Origin of the sequence: Janthinobacterium sp. PC23-8 (assembly GCF_002250505.1) — a bacterium.
In the GTDB taxonomy this organism is placed as follows: domain Bacteria; phylum Pseudomonadota; class Gammaproteobacteria; order Burkholderiales; family Burkholderiaceae_D; genus Janthinobacterium.
Genome location: NZ_NJGY01000001.1, coordinates 2758461 through 2774946, shown reverse-complemented (window position 1 = coordinate 2774946; position 16486 = coordinate 2758461). Strand labels below are relative to the sequence as shown.

Annotated in this window: 14 protein-coding genes; 5 read left to right on the top strand and 9 right to left on the bottom strand. The window is 66.6% G+C overall.

The features are described 5' to 3' along the window. Positions 1-59: 59 nt before the first annotated feature. The 5 genes from CD932_RS11965 to CD932_RS11945 form a co-directional block, all read right to left on the bottom strand. On the bottom strand, positions 60-293 hold the full coding sequence (locus CD932_RS11965; protein WP_094442844.1) for an MbtH family protein: 234 nt from the start codon (positions 291-293) through the stop codon (positions 60-62). 79 nt (positions 294-372) lie between these two features. After that, positions 373-1341, bottom strand: a complete 969-nt coding sequence (locus tag CD932_RS11960) for a TauD/TfdA family dioxygenase (protein WP_094442843.1) — start codon at positions 1339-1341, stop codon at positions 373-375. Between the two features lie 80 nt (positions 1342-1421). Continuing rightward, positions 1422-1925, bottom strand: coding sequence for an RNA polymerase factor sigma-70 (locus tag CD932_RS11955; RefSeq protein WP_094442842.1), 504 nt, complete (start codon positions 1923-1925; stop codon positions 1422-1424). 95 nt (positions 1926-2020) lie between these two features. Continuing rightward, positions 2021-3577: a PepSY domain-containing protein gene (locus CD932_RS11950; RefSeq protein ID WP_094442841.1), complete on the bottom strand. Its 1557-nt coding sequence runs from the start codon at positions 3575-3577 to the stop codon at positions 2021-2023. Continuing rightward, a complete protein-coding gene (locus CD932_RS11945; protein ID WP_094442840.1) occupies positions 3574-5199 on the bottom strand; it encodes a cyclic peptide export ABC transporter in 1626 nt (541 codons plus the stop codon). The genes CD932_RS11950 and CD932_RS11945 overlap by 4 nt, the downstream gene beginning before the upstream one ends. A gap of 201 nt (positions 5200-5400) precedes the next feature. Here CD932_RS11945 and fhuF point away from each other — a divergent pair, with 201 nt between their 5' ends. Then, on the top strand, positions 5401-6126 hold the full coding sequence (gene fhuF / locus CD932_RS11940; protein ID WP_254926561.1) for a siderophore-iron reductase FhuF: 726 nt from the start codon (positions 5401-5403) through the stop codon (positions 6124-6126). Here the strand turns inward: fhuF and CD932_RS11935 are convergent. After that, complete coding sequence (locus CD932_RS11935; protein WP_254926560.1) at positions 6068-8470, bottom strand: penicillin acylase family protein; 2403 nt, start codon at positions 8468-8470, stop codon at positions 6068-6070. The two genes, fhuF and CD932_RS11935, sit on opposite strands and share 59 nt — an antisense overlap. 125 nt (positions 8471-8595) lie before the next feature. On the opposite strand from CD932_RS11935, the gene CD932_RS11930 reads away from it, so the two are divergent. The 4 genes from CD932_RS11930 to CD932_RS11915 are packed head-to-tail and all read left to right on the top strand — an operon-like array spanning position 8596 to position 13639. Then, positions 8596-10050 carry a diaminobutyrate--2-oxoglutarate transaminase gene (locus CD932_RS11930; RefSeq protein ID WP_176460934.1) on the top strand — a complete coding sequence of 485 codons (1455 nt, stop codon included), beginning with the start codon at positions 8596-8598 and terminating at the stop codon, positions 10048-10050. Positions 10051-10077: 27 nt separating this feature from the next. Beyond that, on the top strand, positions 10078-12243 hold the full coding sequence (locus CD932_RS11925) for a TonB-dependent siderophore receptor (RefSeq protein WP_094442837.1): 2166 nt from the start codon (positions 10078-10080) through the stop codon (positions 12241-12243). A 9-nt stretch (positions 12244-12252) separates the two neighbouring features. After that, entirely contained in the window at positions 12253-12999 is a 747-nt protein-coding gene (locus CD932_RS11920; RefSeq protein ID WP_094442836.1) for a thioesterase II family protein, read from the top strand. Next, complete coding sequence (locus CD932_RS11915; protein ID WP_094442835.1) at positions 12977-13639, top strand: 4'-phosphopantetheinyl transferase superfamily protein; 663 nt, start codon at positions 12977-12979, stop codon at positions 13637-13639. The genes CD932_RS11920 and CD932_RS11915 overlap by 23 nt, the downstream gene beginning before the upstream one ends. A 2-nt stretch (positions 13640-13641) precedes the next feature. Here CD932_RS11915 and CD932_RS11910 read toward each other — a convergent pair whose 3' ends face one another. From CD932_RS11910 to CD932_RS11900, 3 genes are all read right to left on the bottom strand, one after another. Next, positions 13642-13911, bottom strand: a complete 270-nt coding sequence (locus CD932_RS11910) for a hypothetical protein (protein WP_094442834.1) — start codon at positions 13909-13911, stop codon at positions 13642-13644. Beyond that, on the bottom strand, positions 13901-14191 hold the full coding sequence (locus CD932_RS11905) for a hypothetical protein (RefSeq protein ID WP_254926559.1): 291 nt from the start codon (positions 14189-14191) through the stop codon (positions 13901-13903). Before CD932_RS11905 ends, CD932_RS11910 begins: the two co-directional genes overlap by 11 nt. A gap of 322 nt (positions 14192-14513) precedes the next feature. Then, positions 14514-16394 carry a methyl-accepting chemotaxis protein gene (locus CD932_RS11900; protein ID WP_094442833.1) on the bottom strand — a complete coding sequence of 627 codons (1881 nt, stop codon included), beginning with the start codon at positions 16392-16394 and terminating at the stop codon, positions 14514-14516. Positions 16395-16486: the final 92 nt, after the last annotated feature.

Below are 16486 nucleotides of genomic sequence, written 5' to 3'. Positions count from 1 at the left end.
GCAGCCACAGCGGCCGCGCCGCCCTGGCATTGTTCGTTACGGGGGGGGGTAGGGAAGGCTTACGCTGAGCGCGCCGCTTCCTGTTCAGCCATGAAGCGGCGCAGGGATGCCGGCCGCATATCGGTCCAGACCTGCTCGATGTGCGCCAGGCAGGTCGGCTTGTCGCCGGTGACGCCGGCATCGCGCCAGCCGGCCGGGATGGCCTTCCATTCGGGCCACAGCGAATACTGCTCTTCGTGATTGACCAAAACGCGGAATACGCCGTCTTCGCGGTCGAAACAACTCGTCGTCATGATGCTTCCTCAAAAATGGTGTGCCTGTAAACATGACGAGCACGCGCTCCGGAAATTTACTCTCTCACGCAAAAAAGTCTCAAGCAGCCGGCAGATTGCCGTGCGGCTGCGCCATTGCCACCACCACCTTGCGCGGCCCCGTAAACGGCGTGCGCGCATGCGCCGCCAGCATATTGTCGAGCATGAGGATGTCGCCATCTTGCCATGGGAAGCTCACGGTATTGGCCGCCAGTACCGCGCGTACCTCGTCGAGCAGGCCATCGGCGATCGGCGAGCCGTCGGCGAAGAAGACGTTGCGCGGCAGCTTGTCCTCGCCCAGCAAATCCTGCAGCGATTCGCGCACCTCGGCCTGCAGGTTGGACGCGTGGAACAGGTGGGCCTGATTGAACCACACCATCTCGCCCGTCACCGGATGGCGCTCCACGCCCTGGCAGCGCTGCAGCGTGCGCAGTTCGCCGTGACCCGTCCACTGGCATTCGATGGCGGCGCGGCGGCAGAACGCTTCCACCGCCTCGCGGCTGTCGGTCTGAAACACCTGTTGCCAGCTCAGGTCGAAGTCCTCGCTGTAATTGCGCACGTAGAGCAGGCCCTGGGCAAAGCGCTCGCGCAGCGCCGCCGGCATGTCGCGGTAGATGGCGCGGCTGTCGGCGATGGGTGTCTCGCCGCCGACAGCCGGCGCCGTCACGCAGTGGAACCAGATGTGCATCGGCCACTCGCGGGTATAGGCCTGCTCGTTGTGCAAGGGGATGTGCTGGTGGGCCGGGTATTCGGTCGAGGTGTAGACGCCGGAGGACACCGCGCTGCGCGGGGTGGAGGCAAATTCGTAGTTCAGCAGCGCATGGCCGTAGCCGCGCGCAAAGTTCTGAAATGCGTCGACCGACGGCACCTCGAAACCGCGCAGCAATACGCCGCCGGTTTGCAGCAGCAAGGCATCGATATGCTGGCGGTGATTGCGCCATACGCCGGCCAGGTCGCACTGGGTGGCGGCCGGGGTCAGCAGCACCGGCAATGCGGCGGCGGACAGCTTGTGTAGGGAAAGACTCGACATGGTTGCTCCTCGCTGAAGTCATTGCCTTGAATGACGAGCGGGGCCCGCCGAAATTTACCGCAGCGTGCGATTGAGTCCGGTCAGACTCCGGCGCTCAAGGCATTGCGGCAGCAGTCCGTGGCGTCGCGTATCAGAAAATTGACCAGGGTGGTCGAAATACCGAGCTGGGCGGCGACCTCGCGCTGGGTTTTGCCGCCCAGGCGGTGCAGCTCGAAGGCTGCACGGGTGCGCTCAGGCAAGCTGCCGAGCGCGCGCGCCACCATCAACAAATGCTGGCTATGGATGGCTTGCGCTTCCGGCGTGGACGAGGAACCCAGATGCAGGCCATCCTCTTCCGGCGAGAATACCTGCGACTCGAACTGGCCGCGCCGGTGACGGTCAATGGCCAGGTTACGCACCAGCTGATACAGATAGGCCAGTGGATTATTAATGTGCAATTCCTCGATGCCGTCGGCCAATTTCAGATAGGCGTCCTGCAGCACATCTTCCGCCCGCTGGCGGCAACCAAGGATACGCACCGCCGCAACGTGCAGCTGCACCCGCGAGGCAATGAACTGTTGACGGATTTCACTACCGGTTTGCATAAATATGACCTAACCATGAATGAGAATGATTTGTATTCACATCATGGCGCACTCTATATTTATTTGCAACGTTTTTCCACCACCATTTTCATTTGTCAAGATTTCAGGGTCCAGACGCTGGCCGCGTCGCCATGCAAGCCGCGCTGCAGCACCGCGCCAGCCAGGCGCCAGTACAGCAGTGCCGCCAGCAGCGCCAGGATATCGCCGCCCAGCACCACGGCGCCGCCCTCGCCCAGCGCGTCGAGCGGTCCGACGCCGCTGCGCCACCACTGAGCGGGCGGCAGCAGCAGGCACAAGATCGCGCTCGACATCAGCAGCTCGTGGGCGGCGCGCGCCGGCGGCCGCCACCAGCTCCACAGCAGCGCACCGCCAAACACGGCGTAGTAGCTGCCGGTCTCCCAGTGCGCCAGGTTGTGCCAGGGCGCCAGCCGGTTGGCCAGGAAGGCGGCGGCGAGGCCGGCGATACAACCGAGGCAGACGCCGACGGTGGCGCGCGCCATGGCCAGCGCGCCGCGCGTCTGCAAGCCGCTGCGCTTGCGGCGTGCTTCTATCCACAGCAGATTGCCGCTGTAGAACAGGAAAGCGCCCAGCATGCCGAGCACAAAATACATCCATTTCACGGCGCTGCCGCCGAAATCGGCAAAGTGCAGGGAATACAGGCCGCGCAGCATGCTGGTGCCGGGGCCGGCCGTGTCCGGCGTGACAACGCGCTCGACCGCGCCGCTGCTGGCGTTCATGACCACCGCCGCCACCGCGCTCAGGCTGTGCTGGCGAATCTCGCCATAGGCGTCCACCTGGCCGCGCAGATCGCCGGCATGGCGAAAACGCAAGGCGGCAATGTGCATGCCCGGCACCGCGCGTTCGACCGTGGCGTACAGCTGGGCCAGCGGGACCAGCCCGGCCGCCACGCCGGCCGGCGGATGCGGCGCGCCCATCGACAGGTCGGCGCGCACCAGCGGTTGCAACGCGCCACCGTAGATCAGTTGCTGGAATGGCAGCAGATAGAGCGACATGCCCAAGGCCAGCAGCACGCTGCTCCAGGCATACATGACGTGGAATGGCAGCGACAGGATGCCGATCACGTTATGCGCATCCTGCCACATGCGCTTGAGATTGCGGCCCACCCGCAGCGCGAACAGATCCTTGAAAAAAGCCGGCGTGTAAAGGATCACGCCGCTGGTCAGCGCCAGCCCGTACAGCACGCAGACAAACCCCAGCACGTAGATGCCCCAGGCGCGCGGCAAGCCGGCGGTGTAATGCAGGTGATAGACAAGATCGGCCAGTACCGAAGGCGACGCCGCCTCTTCCAGCCCACCTTGCGGCGACAGCGTGAACACGTGTTCGGTCTGGCTGCCGTCCGCATGCTGCTGGTCCCACTCGGCGCTCAGCAGCGGATCTTGCGGCGTGGGCAGGCGCAGCGTGAAGCGTTGCGCCGCCTGCGGATGGGCACGCAACAGCGCATCGACCAGCGGCTGCGCCTGCGACAGCGGCGTCATCGCCTGGGGACGGCCGGTGCGGCCGGCCCAGACGTGCAGCTCGTCGTTAAATACCGACAACGCCCCGGCGTAGAAGGCGATGAACAGGCACAAGCCCGCCACCAGCCCCAGCCAGCCATGCAGCTGGCGAAAGGTGCGCAGTGTGGCGGCCTTCATGCCGCCTGCAGCGAGGCCGGCGCCACCTCGGTCAGCTGGCCGTTTTCCATGCGCAGCAGGCGATCGGCCAGGCCGAAGTAGCGGTCATCATGGGAAATCACCAGTACCGTCTTGCCCTGCGCGCGCAGCTCCGGCAGCACTTCGCGATAGAACACTTCCTTGAACACCGGGTCCTGGTCGGCCGCCCATTCGTCGAACACCAGGAAGGGACGGTCTTCCAGGCAGGCCACCGTCAGCGCCAGGCGCTTGCGCTGGCCCTGCGACAGCGCGCAGGTGGAGAAAGCGCCGTTGCGCACCTGTACCTTGTGCTGCAGGTGCAAGCGCGTCAGCAGGCCGTTGCCGCGCTCGTCCAGCTCGTCGGAAGCGCTGTCGAGCAGGCTGTCGAACAGGTGGAAATCGGCGAAGATGGCCGAGAAACCCTGGCGATAGCGGTCGCGGTTGGCGTCGCTGACGGCTTCGCCGTTGCGCACGATGGCGCCCTGCTCCGGCTGGTACAGCCCCACCAGCAGCTTGGCCAGCGAGGTCTTGCCGCTGCCGTTGCCGCCCACCAGGAACACGATCTGCCCCGGCGCGAAACTGAGGTCGATCGGTCCCAGCATGAACAAGTCGTCGTTCGACTCGCGATAGTAGCGGTGCTGCACGCCCTGCAGGCTCAGGCTGTGCAGTGGCGTCGCCAGGTCGGTGTCCGCCTCGCTTTCCTGACCCGGCATGGCGTTGGCCAGCTCGTCGATGCGGCGCGCCGCCACCCGCGCCAGATTCGCGCGCGGCAGGTTCAGCAGCAGCGATTCCAGCGGCGTCACCATGTACAGGAACACCAGCGCAAAGCCGGTCATCACGCGCGCCTGGCCGGGCGCATCGCCCACCAGCACAAACAGCACCAGGCCGATGAAGGCATAGATCAGGAAACTGCCCCAGCTGGCGGCCACCGCAAACAGCGACATGCCGGCGGTACGGTGCCGCCGCACCCGCTCGATGGCCTGGCCCAGCACCTCGCTGGCAAAGCTGTTGCGTTTGCGCCGGTGCAGGCGCAACTCCTTGGCGCCGTCGGTCAGCGCGCGGAAGTGGCCGAACAAGGTGTCCTGCTCGGCGGCCGCCGCATCCAGGTGGCCAATGGCGCGCAGCTGCGCCCAGTGATAGCAACAAGTGCCCAGGCCGACCACCACCACGGCGGCCAGGAAAATCTGCCACGACAGCAGCGCCAGATACAGCAGGCAACCGCTCACCACCACCGCATTGCTCAGGATGGCCGGGAAGCAGACAAAAAACTCGGCCACTTTGGCGCTGTGCTCGGCCAGGGCCGACTGCACGCGCGCAGCGCCCAGCTCCTCCAGCTTGCGATAGTCGGCCGCCAGCACGCGGCCGGCGATGAATTGCCGCAGTTGCGCATGGGCGCGCTGCGTGAGGCGTTCGAACAGCACCGAGGCCACAGCGTGGCTCAGCGCGGACAGCACGGCAATGCCGACAAAGCCCCATGCCAGCGCGGCGCGGGCGGCGCCGTCGCCGGCGGTCAGCGCCCGGTTGATCTGTACCAGCAGCAGCACGCTGCAAGCGCCGGAGACGATGCTGCCCAAGGTGGCGGCCGCCAGCAGGCGGCGCGATTGAGAAATCAGATAGGAAAGCACGGTACTCCCGTTGCGTAGGTGGACGAAAGGATAGACGAACCGCAACGCCGCTTGTTTAGCCCGGCGGCGGAATTTTTCCCGCCCCGGTTCGTCATGGGGGTATGACCCAACTGCTCGCCCCTCCCCATGCTTGCGCTGCTTGAACCAATATTCCAGGGCGCGTGGCGGCCGTACGGCGCCACGCTGGCCTGTGCAAGCGCCATGCCGCCCGACGCACTGGCCGTCAGCCGCCTGCTGGCCGACGAGGTGCTGCTGGGCGACCTGCTGCAGCGGCAGGCGCGCCGTCTCGGCAGCGGCGACCTGCGCGTCGCCGCCTCATGGTGGAGCAATGCCTATCTGGAAGCGCTGCTGCCACCGCTGGCCGCCGCCGCCACCCTGTTGCACCACTGCTTGCCGGCCACTGCCAACGACATGGCGCTCAGCCTGGACCGGCAAGGCGCGCCGGCCGTGTTCCACATCACCAGCCTGGGCCTGCCGCTGGACGGCGCCGACGCGCAGCAGCGCTACGGCGCGCTGATCACCGAGCATCTGGCGCCGCTGTTCGCACGGCTGGCCGCGCTGGCCGGTGTGCCACCGAAAATCCTGTGGGGCAACGCCAGCCGTTTTCTCGACAACCTGCTGCGCGAGGCCGCCAGCCTGCCCGGCGCCGCCGCCCGCGTGGCGGCCGACCGCAGCGCGCTGCTGGAGCAGGCGCACTGGGCGGACGGCAGCGGCCAGCCGCTCCATGCGCGGGCGCGCACCATCCGCATCGTCGATGGCGGGGGCGGCGACGCCCGTGTCACGTTGCACCGCCAGTGCTGCCTGTACTACCTGCTGCCGGCCGAAGGCTATTGCGGCCGCTGCCCGCTCGATCCGCGCTACCGCGGACTCACGGCAGCAGCACCTGGCGGGCAAGCTGCGGGTCGGCGGCAATCGCCTGCTCGCTGAACGGGAAGGCCAGCCAATCCTTGCGCGCGTAGCGTTGCAACGGTTCGCCACCGGAACCGCCGGCCACGGCCTGCTCACGCTCGCCATGGGCCAGCAGGGTGTGGGCGTCCACGCCCTGCGGGCCGAAGCGCACCACCTGCAGGTAGCTGTTGCCCTCGGTCTGCGCATCGAGTGCGCCATCGGGTGCATGGCTGCAAGCGACGGTGAAATAGCCGGCCGCCGAACAGCCGCCATAGACGGCCGTTCCATCGGCGCGCAGCACCTGCACGCTGCCCAGCGGCGCATCCGGCGCGCGGCCGCCGGCGCGCACGCTCTGCAGCGCGGCCGCCAGCGCCGCGCGCACGCGCGGATCGGCGCCGTTGATGGCGGCCGGCGTCTGCAGCGGGCGCGCGGGGTCGAAGGCGGTGCGGTACAGCTGTGCATCGGGCAGGCGCGCGATCTGGCGCCAGAAGGCGGCCCACAACAAGGCGCCGCGGGCGTCGATGCCGGCGCGGTTGTCCCACTGTTGCAGCTGGGCGCAGGCCGCTTGCAGCGCAGGCTCGGCGCCGACGCAGGCACCGGCCAGCAAGTCGTTCTTGTACAGCACCGCCGCGTGGCTGAGCGGGTCCAGCACTGCGTCCATGGTGCGCCGCGCCAGCGCCAGACTGGAGCGCGACTGCGCACCGGCCAGCTGCTGCGCCAGCAGATGGCCGTAGCGGCCACGCGGCGACAGCGCCAGCTGCTCTCCACCCATGGTGCGCGGATAGCCCTGCAACGGTTGCGCCGGATTGCTCAGCCAGTAGCTGTCGTTCATATTGGCGACGTAGTCCTGGCGCAGCAGGCCGGGCATGTCGGCGGCGGCCATGGCGCCGGGGTGCGCGGCGCGCGCATCGTGCTGCCAGCCGCACTCCGGGCGGCTGCCATCGAGGAAAGGCACGGCGCCGTCGAGCTGGGCGAAGCCCTGTCCCAGCGCGGTGGTGCAGGCGCTGCGCAGCCGGTCCGGCACATTGGGCACGTTGCCGATGTCGCCGTACCAGACGCGCTGGTCGTCGCGGCCGATGGCCAGTGTGTTCACCCACGGCATGGCGGCCTCGCGCCGCTGGATGGCGATGAAATCGTCCAGCGAGCGCGCGCGCGCCCAGTAGAAGTAATTGCGGAAGATGTGGTAGTTGTCGGCGTTGATGTCGCGGATCGCCAGCGCCGTCTGCGCGCTCCAGCCGAAGGCCTGGTTGCGGCGCCCCAGGTCGAGCAGCGGACCGAAACGGCTGGCGTACAGCGTGCGCCGCTCTGTGCGCAGCTTGCCGTCCGCGCCCAGCACGTCGATGCTGATGTCGGCTTGCCGCATCGGCACATCCTGGCCGTCGTAGCGGTAGCTGGCCGGCCGGCCCGGCGTGAGCGCCAGTTCAAACACGCCGAAGCGACGCGCGTCGCTCACCGTGTGCGTCCACGCCACGTTGCCGTTAAAGCCCAGCATGATAACCGGAATGCCGAGAAAGGAGACGCCGGCCACGTTGATCTTGCCCGGTATCGTCAGCTGCGCCTGGTAAAAACGGTCCGGCCCGCCCCAGTACCAGTGCGGATTACCGAACAGCACGGCGCCATCGCCGCCGGTCGCGGCGCCGCCCAGCGCGATGGCATTGCTGCCGAGGCCGACCTGATCGCCGACGCGCGGCGCCAGCAAGGCCGCCAGAGCGCCCTGCGCACCGGCCGCCGCCGTGGCGCCGGCCGGCGGCCGGGCGTTGGCGATCTCGCCGATAAAGCGGGCATAGCCGCCCGCAATCGCCGCCGCATACATGCGGCGGTAGATATCGTCCGCACTGATGGTCCGCAGCCACGGCTGGGCCAGGCACGCGGGAGCGTCGCGGCCGGGGCCGGCCGCGCGCGCCTCGCCCAGGTAACGGTTATAGCCTTGCGCAAAGCCGTCGATCATGGCATTCAATTCTGCCGGCTGTTCTGCCCGCATGGCCGCTATCATGCCGGCGCCGGCATGGGCACGGAAGAAAAAGTCCAGTTCATTGTTTGCCGGATGGCCCAGGGTCGAGCCGGCGGTCAATTTGGCATCGGCGCCAAAATAGGCCGAGCGCCGGCCTTCATAGGTCAGAAAGGCCTCGGCCAGGGTGCACAGCGCGTCCTGCGCCTGCACATAACCGTAGCCGTAGCCCAGGTCGTGCCAATCGGCCGCCAGCACATGCGGCACGCCGTCCGTGGTGCGCCGCACTTCCAGGCGCGCCGGCGCATCGGCCGCCTGCGCCCCGCACAGCGCCATCACGGCGCTGCATCCGGCCACCAGCCGGCGCCATCTCGTCCATCCCTGCATGCTTGCTCCCGTATCCGCGCCGGCGTGGCGCACGAGCAATAGACGCATGGACGGCAGGTTTATTTACCCCCGCCAAGAAAAACGGCTAAACAAAGCAGCGGCCGGTTCGTCATACCGGAATACGAGCTTGCTAACCGGCCGGGACCGCAGCCCGCAACCCATCGGAGATCCTCATGATGAACCACCAACCTTGCGTTTCCGCCGACAGCACCGCCGAGCGCGAACTGGCCGCGCGCCACCAGGCGCTGCAACACCCTTACACGTTTTCCGGCAACGCCCTGCTGGAACGCCAGCAGCGCACCGAATCGAATGCGCGCAGCTACCCGCGCCGCATTCCACTGGCCCTGAAACGTGCCCACGGCGTGTATGTCGAGGACACCGAAGGCCGGGTCTTCATTGATTGCCTGGCCGGCGCCGGCACGCTGGCGCTGGGTCACAACCACCGGGTGGTGATCGATGCCATCCGTGCCGTGCTCGACGCCGGCCTGCCGCTGCACACGCTGGACCTGACCACGCCGGTCAAGGACCGCTTCGTGCAGGATCTGTTCGAGGTACTGCCGGCCGATTTCGCGCGCGGCGCCAAGATCCAGTTTTGTGGCCCCACCGGCAGCGACGCGGTCGAGGCGGCGCTCAAGCTGGTCAAGGTGGCCACCGGACGCGGCACCATGCTGGCCTTCCACGGCGCCTACCACGGCATGACCCAGGGGGCGCTGACGCTGATGGGCAGCCTGGGGCCGAAAAAGCCGCTGCACGGCAGCCTGCAGGGGGTGCAGTTCCTGCCCTACCCCTACGACTACCGTTGCCCGTTCGGCCTGGGTGGCGAGGCCGGACTGCAAGCCGGCCTGCGCTACATCGACACCGTGATGACAGATCCGGAAGGCGGCGTGCCGGCCGCGGCCGGCATGGTGTTTGAGGCGGTGCAGGGCGAAGGCGGCGTGATTCCGGCGCCGGACGCCTGGGTGCGCGGGGTGCGCGCCCTGACCGCGCGCGCCGGCGTGCCGCTGATCGTCGACGAAGTGCAAACCGGTTTCGGCCGCACCGGCGCCATGTTCGCCTTCGAGCACGCCGGCATCACTCCGGACGTGGTGGTGCTGTCCAAGGCGCTGGGCGGCAGCCTGCCGCTGTCGGTGGTGGTCTACCGTGGCGAACTCGATCAATGGCAGCCCGGTGCCCACGCGGGCACGTTCCGCGGCAACCAGTTGGCGATGGCCGCCGGATCGGCCACCATTACCCATATCCGTGCCGAACAGCTGGCCGAGCATGCGGCGCGCGCCGGCCAGCGCTTTATGGGACAACTGCGCCAGTTGCAGCGCGACTATCCGGCCATCGGCGACGTGCGCGGGCGCGGCCTGATGATAGGCGTGGAAATCATCGATCCCGAACAAGCCCTCAACAACCAGGGCCAGCCGATGCACGATGGGCCGCTGGCGGCCGCCATCCAGGCCGAATGCCTGCGCCGCGGACTGATCGTCGAGCTGGGCGGACGCAACGGCAGCGTGGTGCGCATGTTGCCGCCGCTGGTCATCACCGAAGCCCAGCTGGACCATGTATTCGAGATCTTCTCGACCGCGCTGGCGGCGGCCCACTACGGCCGAACCGCCGCCGTCCTGGCGGCGCACGCCGCGTAATATTTTTCCCACCCTAGACCCCGTACAATGAAACCAAGCAACCATCCCCGCCTTCCTTTCCCGCGTCAACCGCTCGTCCTGGCGCTGCAGTGCGCGTTGCTCGCCGTCGCGCCGCTGGCGCAGGCCCAGACCGGCGAGCGCACGCTGTCCGAAGTCCTGGTGCAAGGCGTGCGCGAGCAGCAGAGCGCCACCGGCCCGGTGATCGGCTACGCCGCCAGCCGCGCGGCCACCGGCACCAAGACCGACACGCCGCTCAATGAAATCGCGCAGGCGATCTCGGTGGTGACCGCCGACCAGATCAGCGACACCGGCGCCCGCACCCTGCAGGACGCGCTGGGCTACACCGCCGGCGTCTCGGCCGAGCAAGGCTCCTACGGTTCGCAGAGCACCGAATCGTTCGTGATCCGTGGTTTCGAAGTGCAGCCATATTCGGGCGGCATCCTGCGCGACGGCATGAAGTACCAGCCCAACGTCTACAACGGCGCCCAGGAAACCTATGGCCTGGAACGGGTGGAAGTGCTGAAAGGCGCTTCGTCGCTGCTGTACGGCACCGGCGCACCCGGCGGCGTGATCAACACCGTCAGCAAGCGCCCGTCGGCCGACATGCTGAAGGAACTCAGCGTGACGGTGGGCAGCAATCGGCGCCGCCAGCTGGCGGCCGACTACGGCGGCGCGCTCGATGACGGCAACGTCTGGACCTATCGCCTGACCGGCCTGGCGCGTCAGGGCGATAGCGTGGTCGACTTCGGCTACAACGATCGCAGCTATCTGGCGCCGGCCCTGACCTGGAAGCCGTCGGCCGCCACCTCGCTGACCCTGCTCGGCAGCTACCAGCACAGCAAGGTCACCGACAACGGCAACCTGCCGATCCGTGGCACTCTGCAGGACAATCCGAACGGCAAGTTGCCGATCGAGCGCTATCTGGGCGAGCCCGGCTTCAACTACTTCGACAACACCCAGAAGACCATCGGCTACCTCTTCAGCCACGCCTTCAACGACAGCCTGACGCTGAACCAGGGCCTGCGCTACTTCCGCTCCAGCCTCGACTACAAGTACTATCAGATCCTGGGCGTGGAAAGCGATTTGCGCACGGTGCGCCGCCGCGGCCGCGCCTTCCAGGACAGCACCAACGCGCTGACGGCGGACACCAACCTGAGCTGGAAAATCCGCAGCGGCGACATCGCCCATACCGTGCTGGTCGGCATCGACTACCTGAGCCAGCACCACGACAGCGACCGCGCCAACACGGCCTGGGCGCCGATCGACGCCTACCGGCCGGTCTACGGCAGCGCGCCGCTGGGGTCGACCCAGACCGACATGTGGCGCCTGCGCCAGTACAACACCGGCGTCTATCTGCAGGACCAGATCAAATTCGGCCAGCAATGGGTGCTGCTGCTGGGCGGCCGCCACGACCGCACGCGCCAGGACCAGGCCGACTTGCTGGTGGGTCCGCAAAAAACCACACAGAAAGACAAGGCCAACACCGGCCGCGCCGGCCTGGTGTACCTGGCTGCGAACGGCTTGGCGCCGTACATCAGCTTCAGCCAGTCGTTCGCGCCGGAATCGGGCTTCAGCCGCAGCGGCGAGCAATTCAAGCCCACCCGTGGCGAGCAATATGAGGCCGGCGTGCGCTACCAGCCAGCCAACAGCTCGCTGCTGTTGAGCGGCGCCCTGTATCAGCTGACCCAGACCAATGTCCAGACGCCCGATCCGGCCGATCCGGACAACTACTCGGTCCAGACCGGCGAAGTGCGCTCGCGCGGCCTCGAACTGGAAGCCAAAGGTTCGCCGCTGCGCAACCTGGAACTGGTGGCGGCCTACGCCTACACCGACGCCAAAACCACGCGCTCCAACAATCCCGATGAGATCGGAGTACGCCAGATCAGCGTGCCGCGCACCACCGCCTCGCTGTGGGCGCACTACCGCCTGGCTGGACTGGGCATGGCGCCGCTGCAGATCGGCGCCGGCGTGCGCTACGTCGGCGACCGTCCGGGCAATATCTACGGCGTGCCGGCCGAGCCAGCCTATACCTTGCTCGATGCCGTGCTCAGCTATGACCACGGGCATTGGCGCTATGCCTTGAACGCCAACAACCTGGCCGACAAGCGCTACCTGCCGTCGCCGTGCTACGGCCGTGGCTGCACCTATGGCGCGCCGCGCAGCATCGCGCTGAACGCCAGCTACCGCTGGTAATAGCCCACCATGGCCGCGCCCGTGTTCAATCTGCTGTGCCTGCCCAACGCGGGCGCCAGCGCCATGATGTATTTGCGCTGGCGGCAACGGCTGCCGGCCTGGATCAAGTTGGTGCCGGTGGAATTACCCGGTCGGGGCCGCCGCATCGGTGAACCCTGCATCGAAGACCACGACGCGCTCGTTGCGCAGCTGTGCCACGAGCAGGCGGCGGTGATGCGCCAGCCGCATGCGCTGTTCGGCCACAGCATGGGAGCGCTGCTGGCCTTCGGGCTGGCGCGCCAGCAGCGCCGGCTGGGCGGGCTGCCGGCGTCGGCCTTGTTCGTCTCCGGCACCGCCGCGCCGTCGCGGCGCGACGATCTGCGCTTTGCCGGTACCAGCGACGCCGCGCTCACCGCTGATCTGCGCCGCCATGGCGGCACGCCCGCCGAACTGTTCGACTGCCCGGAACTGCTGCGCATGACGCTCGATACGCTGCGCGCCGATTACCAGCTGTGCCGCAGCTTCCGCTATCGCGAGGAGGCGCCGCTGGCCATGCCGCTACAGCTGCTGCTCGGTAGAAGCGACGACCTGGGCGGCCCGGAGCGCATCCTGGCCTGGCAGCGCGAAGCGGCCGGCGCGTTTGCCCTGCATTACTTTGAAGGCGGGCATTTCTACCTGCGCGAGCCGCAGCAGGAAACCGCCTTGCTGCGCGCCGTTGTGCAGCAGCTGGGACAGTGCCGCATCGGCATACCGCATGCAAGCGCTGCCGCTGCCTGAATGCATCGCTCCGGCACTGCAGGTCTGGCGGCTGGAGCTGACGCTGGGCGCTTCGCCGGCAGCGGCCGATATCGCACTGCTGAGCAGAGAAGAACAGGCTGCCGCAGAGCGGCTGCAGCGCGCCGACGATCGTCTGCGCGCGATAGCCGGCCGGGCGGCCCTGCGCCGTCTGCTGGGTCGGGCCACCGGGCTTGCGCCGCTGCAGTTGCAACTGGGCGCCGGCCGCTACGGCAAACCGGAACTGCGCGGGCGCGCCGGTCCGGCCTTCAATGTGAGTCATGCCGGCCCGTGGGTGCTCATTGCCATTGGTGCAGTGGCCCAGGTGGGAGTCGATCTGGAGTGCCATCAGGAGGGCTACGCCGAACTGGCCGCCTATTTGCTGACGCCCGATGAGCTGAGGCAATGGCAAGCCGAACGCGACCTCTGCGCTGGTTTTTACGACCGCTGGAGTGCCAAGGAAGCCGCCCTCAAATGCGCCGGCGTCGGCATCGGCGAGCATTTGCAGACGCTGTCCCTGCGGCGAGGGGCTGGAACCTTCGTCATCACCGGGCAACCGCCGGGACTGCCGACCATGCACCTCATCAATCTTCCCTGTCAGCCCGGTTACAGCGCTGCCCTGGCGTATGCCTCATTCGCCTGATGTCAGGGGACGATCCTGAGCACACCGATGGTCTTCAAAAAATACAGCACGCTATAACCGGCCAGCATTGCACCGCCCATGCAGAGCCAGGCGCGTCGTCCGGTCTTGAACAGAAATGCGCCCGTCATGGTCGCCACCCACACCAGATAAAAAAGCAGCAGTATGGGCAAGGTGGTACGCGACTGATCATTGCTGAGCATCGCACCGAAGCCAACGATCAGCACGGCCAATGGCAAGCCCAGCAAGGCCGCAGCAGTGGCTTTACCCAGCATTACGCTTTACCTCGCCGGAAGGCTGCTGGCTCACGCTCGCGTTCAGATAAGGCAGCATGACCAGCGACACCATAAAGCCGGCTAACGCAATGCACAGGCTGCACCAAAGTCCGTAGGCACCTGCAGTCGAGACGATCGCGCCGATTAACAGCACCACCGAGTGACAGCGCAGCAGCAGTGCATTACGCTGTCCATGTCGCCATAAATTCTGATGCGGTGATGCCAGATACAGGCACAACGCAGCCAAGGCACCCAGCACAACGCAGATCCAGCTCATCATCGTCTACACTCGCATTCAAATTTTTCATCAGCTTCCCAACGCCAGCCGCTTCCTTCGTCAGATCGCCAGGCAAGTACGCATCCATTCTTGTAAATTCTGACTAATGGAACAGTTTGCCACCGGCACGCATAGTAATGAGAATCATTCTCCCACGTAGAATGGCAAATGACAATCATTTATCGAAAAAGGGCATTCGCCAAATGGAGGTTAAAAATTTTGAAAACGTGATGGCATGTTGAGTCAATGTCAGTCACGCAGCCACCCATCAACGCTCCCGCAGCACTGCGCCACGATAGTTTGCAGACATGGTCTATCTCCCTTGTTATTGCAGGCGCCGCGCATCGCGCGACCCGGCCTGCGGCGACCCTCTGGATGACGGCAAGGCAGTGCCTTCCATCTGCGGCAGCTTGAACCCTGCGACCACTTCGGCCAGCGCGCTGGCCTGCTGCTGCAGCGATTGGGCGGCGGCGGCGGCTTGCTCGACCAATGCGGCATTCTGCTGGGTGTTTTCATCCATTTGCGTTACCGCCGTGCCCACCTCGCTGATACCGCTGCTTTGTTCATGGCTGGCGCTGCTGATCTGGCTGACGATGCCAGCGAGCTGGCCGATACTGTCGACCACCTCGGCCATGGTCGCGCCCGCACTTTCCACCAGCCGGCTGCCGGCATCGACCTGCGTCACGGAGTCGCCGATCAGCGCCTTGATTTCCTTGGCCGCTTCCGCCGAACGCCCGGCGAGCGAACGCACTTCCGACGCCACGACCGCAAAACCACGGCCCATTTCTCCGGCCCGCGCCGCTTCAACTGCGGCATTGAGGGCGAGGATATTGGTCTGGAAGGCAATGCCGTCGATGGTGCTGATGATGTCCACGATCTTGCGCGAGGCCATATTGATGTCGCCCATGGTCCGCACCACCTGCTGCACCACCTCGCCGCCGCGCCCGGCCACCTGGGTGGCGCTGGCGGCCAGCACGTTGGCCTGCAGCGCGTTTTCGGCGTTCTGCTGCACAGTGGCCATCAGTTGCTCCATCGCGGCAGAGGTTTGCTCCAGCGCGCTGGCTTGCGACTCGGTGCGCGACGACAGGTCATTGTTACCAGAGGCAATCTCGCCCGACGCCGTCCGTACCGTCTCCGAGGCAACACGGATTTGCAGCAGCACAGCGGCGATCTTGTCGGCAAAACGGTTGAAGGCGCCGGCAATTTGCGTCAGTTCGTCACGGCCGGAGGTATCCATGCGCCGCGTCAGGTCGCCTTCGCCCGAAGCGATGTCTTCCAGCGCGTCGCGCACCAGTATCATGCGGCGCAGCTGACGGCTGACGAACACCGACATCAGGCCGCCGGCAGCGAGCAGGCACAGCACCGTAAGGACCACCGTCACGCGCAGCATCGTCGTCAGCGACGCGGTAGCCAGGTCGCGGTCGACCGCCGTCAGCAGTATCCATGGCGTCCCTTCGACTTTGGCGGCATACACCATCTGCCGGGCGCCATCGATCATCACTTCGGCGTGATCATTGCCCGCGGCCAGGCGCGCCAGCAGCGCGGCATCGAGGCCTGCGGCCAATTCGCTGACCGGCTTGAGGGTCAATTCCTTGCGCGCGTGCGCCAGGATGGTGTTGTTCGTGCCGTCGACCAGCACGGCAAAACTCTTTTCGGTAGGGTGGATGGCGTTGACTTTCCTGACAACCGAGGTCAGCTTCGCGTCAGCAGTGACCACGCCGGCGAGCGCACCGCCAGCCTGCGCGAAAACGGGTTCCACGAAGCTCACGTACAGTTCGCCGGTACCGGCATCGGCATAAGGGGCCGTAATGGCCGGGCCGCCCACCGACGCGGCCAACTTGTACCAGGGGCGTGACGTACCATCGAAGCCCGGCGGCACCGTCCAGCCACTGTAGACAGCACGCTTGTCGCTCAAGGCAAAGCCCACCGAATCGAGGGCGCCGGCCTGCCGGGCCATATCGAGTGCGGGTTGCGGGTCAGGCTGGGCCAGCACCACTTTCAAGGCGCTCGCAATGCGCTGCTTGTCCTGCACCCACTCGGTCAACTCGCGCCCATACTGGCGCGTGACATCGTTGATCTGCTTGTCCAGCGAGGACAGGACATTGCTACGCACGGTAACAAAAGTCACACTCGACAGGAGGACCAGCGCCACCGCGGCGATGGCAATGGCGATGGCAATCAGGCGCGCGCGCAGCGTATGGAACATGGCAACTCCAGAAGGGGAAAAGGGACACCGCCGACAGGAACAGTCCACGCGCTCGTGCCCGCACGAAGCCCGGATTCAGCGACGCCTGTCGC

Coding starts and splice junctions, on each gene's coding strand:
- CD932_RS11910 (WP_094442834.1), bottom strand. CDS start 13,911: ATGCTGGGTAAAGCCACTGCTGCGGCCTTGCTGGGCTTGCCATTGGCC.
- CD932_RS11915 (WP_094442835.1), top strand. CDS start 12,977: ATGCAAGCGCTGCCGCTGCCTGAATGCATCGCTCCGGCACTGCAGGTC.
- CD932_RS11900 (WP_094442833.1), bottom strand. CDS start 16,394: ATGTTCCATACGCTGCGCGCGCGCCTGATTGCCATCGCCATTGCCATC.
- CD932_RS11925 (WP_094442837.1), top strand. CDS start 10,078: ATGAAACCAAGCAACCATCCCCGCCTTCCTTTCCCGCGTCAACCGCTC.
- fhuF (WP_254926561.1), top strand. CDS start 5,401: ATGCCGCCCGACGCACTGGCCGTCAGCCGCCTGCTGGCCGACGAGGTG.
- CD932_RS11935 (WP_254926560.1), bottom strand. CDS start 8,470: ATGCGTCTATTGCTCGTGCGCCACGCCGGCGCGGATACGGGAGCAAGC.
- CD932_RS11930 (WP_176460934.1), top strand. CDS start 8,596: ATGATGAACCACCAACCTTGCGTTTCCGCCGACAGCACCGCCGAGCGC.
- CD932_RS11950 (WP_094442841.1), bottom strand. CDS start 3,577: ATGAAGGCCGCCACACTGCGCACCTTTCGCCAGCTGCATGGCTGGCTG.
- CD932_RS11905 (WP_254926559.1), bottom strand. CDS start 14,191: ATGATGAGCTGGATCTGCGTTGTGCTGGGTGCCTTGGCTGCGTTGTGC.
- CD932_RS11965 (WP_094442844.1), bottom strand. CDS start 293: ATGACGACGAGTTGTTTCGACCGCGAAGACGGCGTATTCCGCGTTTTG.
- CD932_RS11960 (WP_094442843.1), bottom strand. CDS start 1,341: ATGTCGAGTCTTTCCCTACACAAGCTGTCCGCCGCCGCATTGCCGGTG.
- CD932_RS11920 (WP_094442836.1), top strand. CDS start 12,253: ATGGCCGCGCCCGTGTTCAATCTGCTGTGCCTGCCCAACGCGGGCGCC.
- CD932_RS11955 (WP_094442842.1), bottom strand. CDS start 1,925: ATGCAAACCGGTAGTGAAATCCGTCAACAGTTCATTGCCTCGCGGGTG.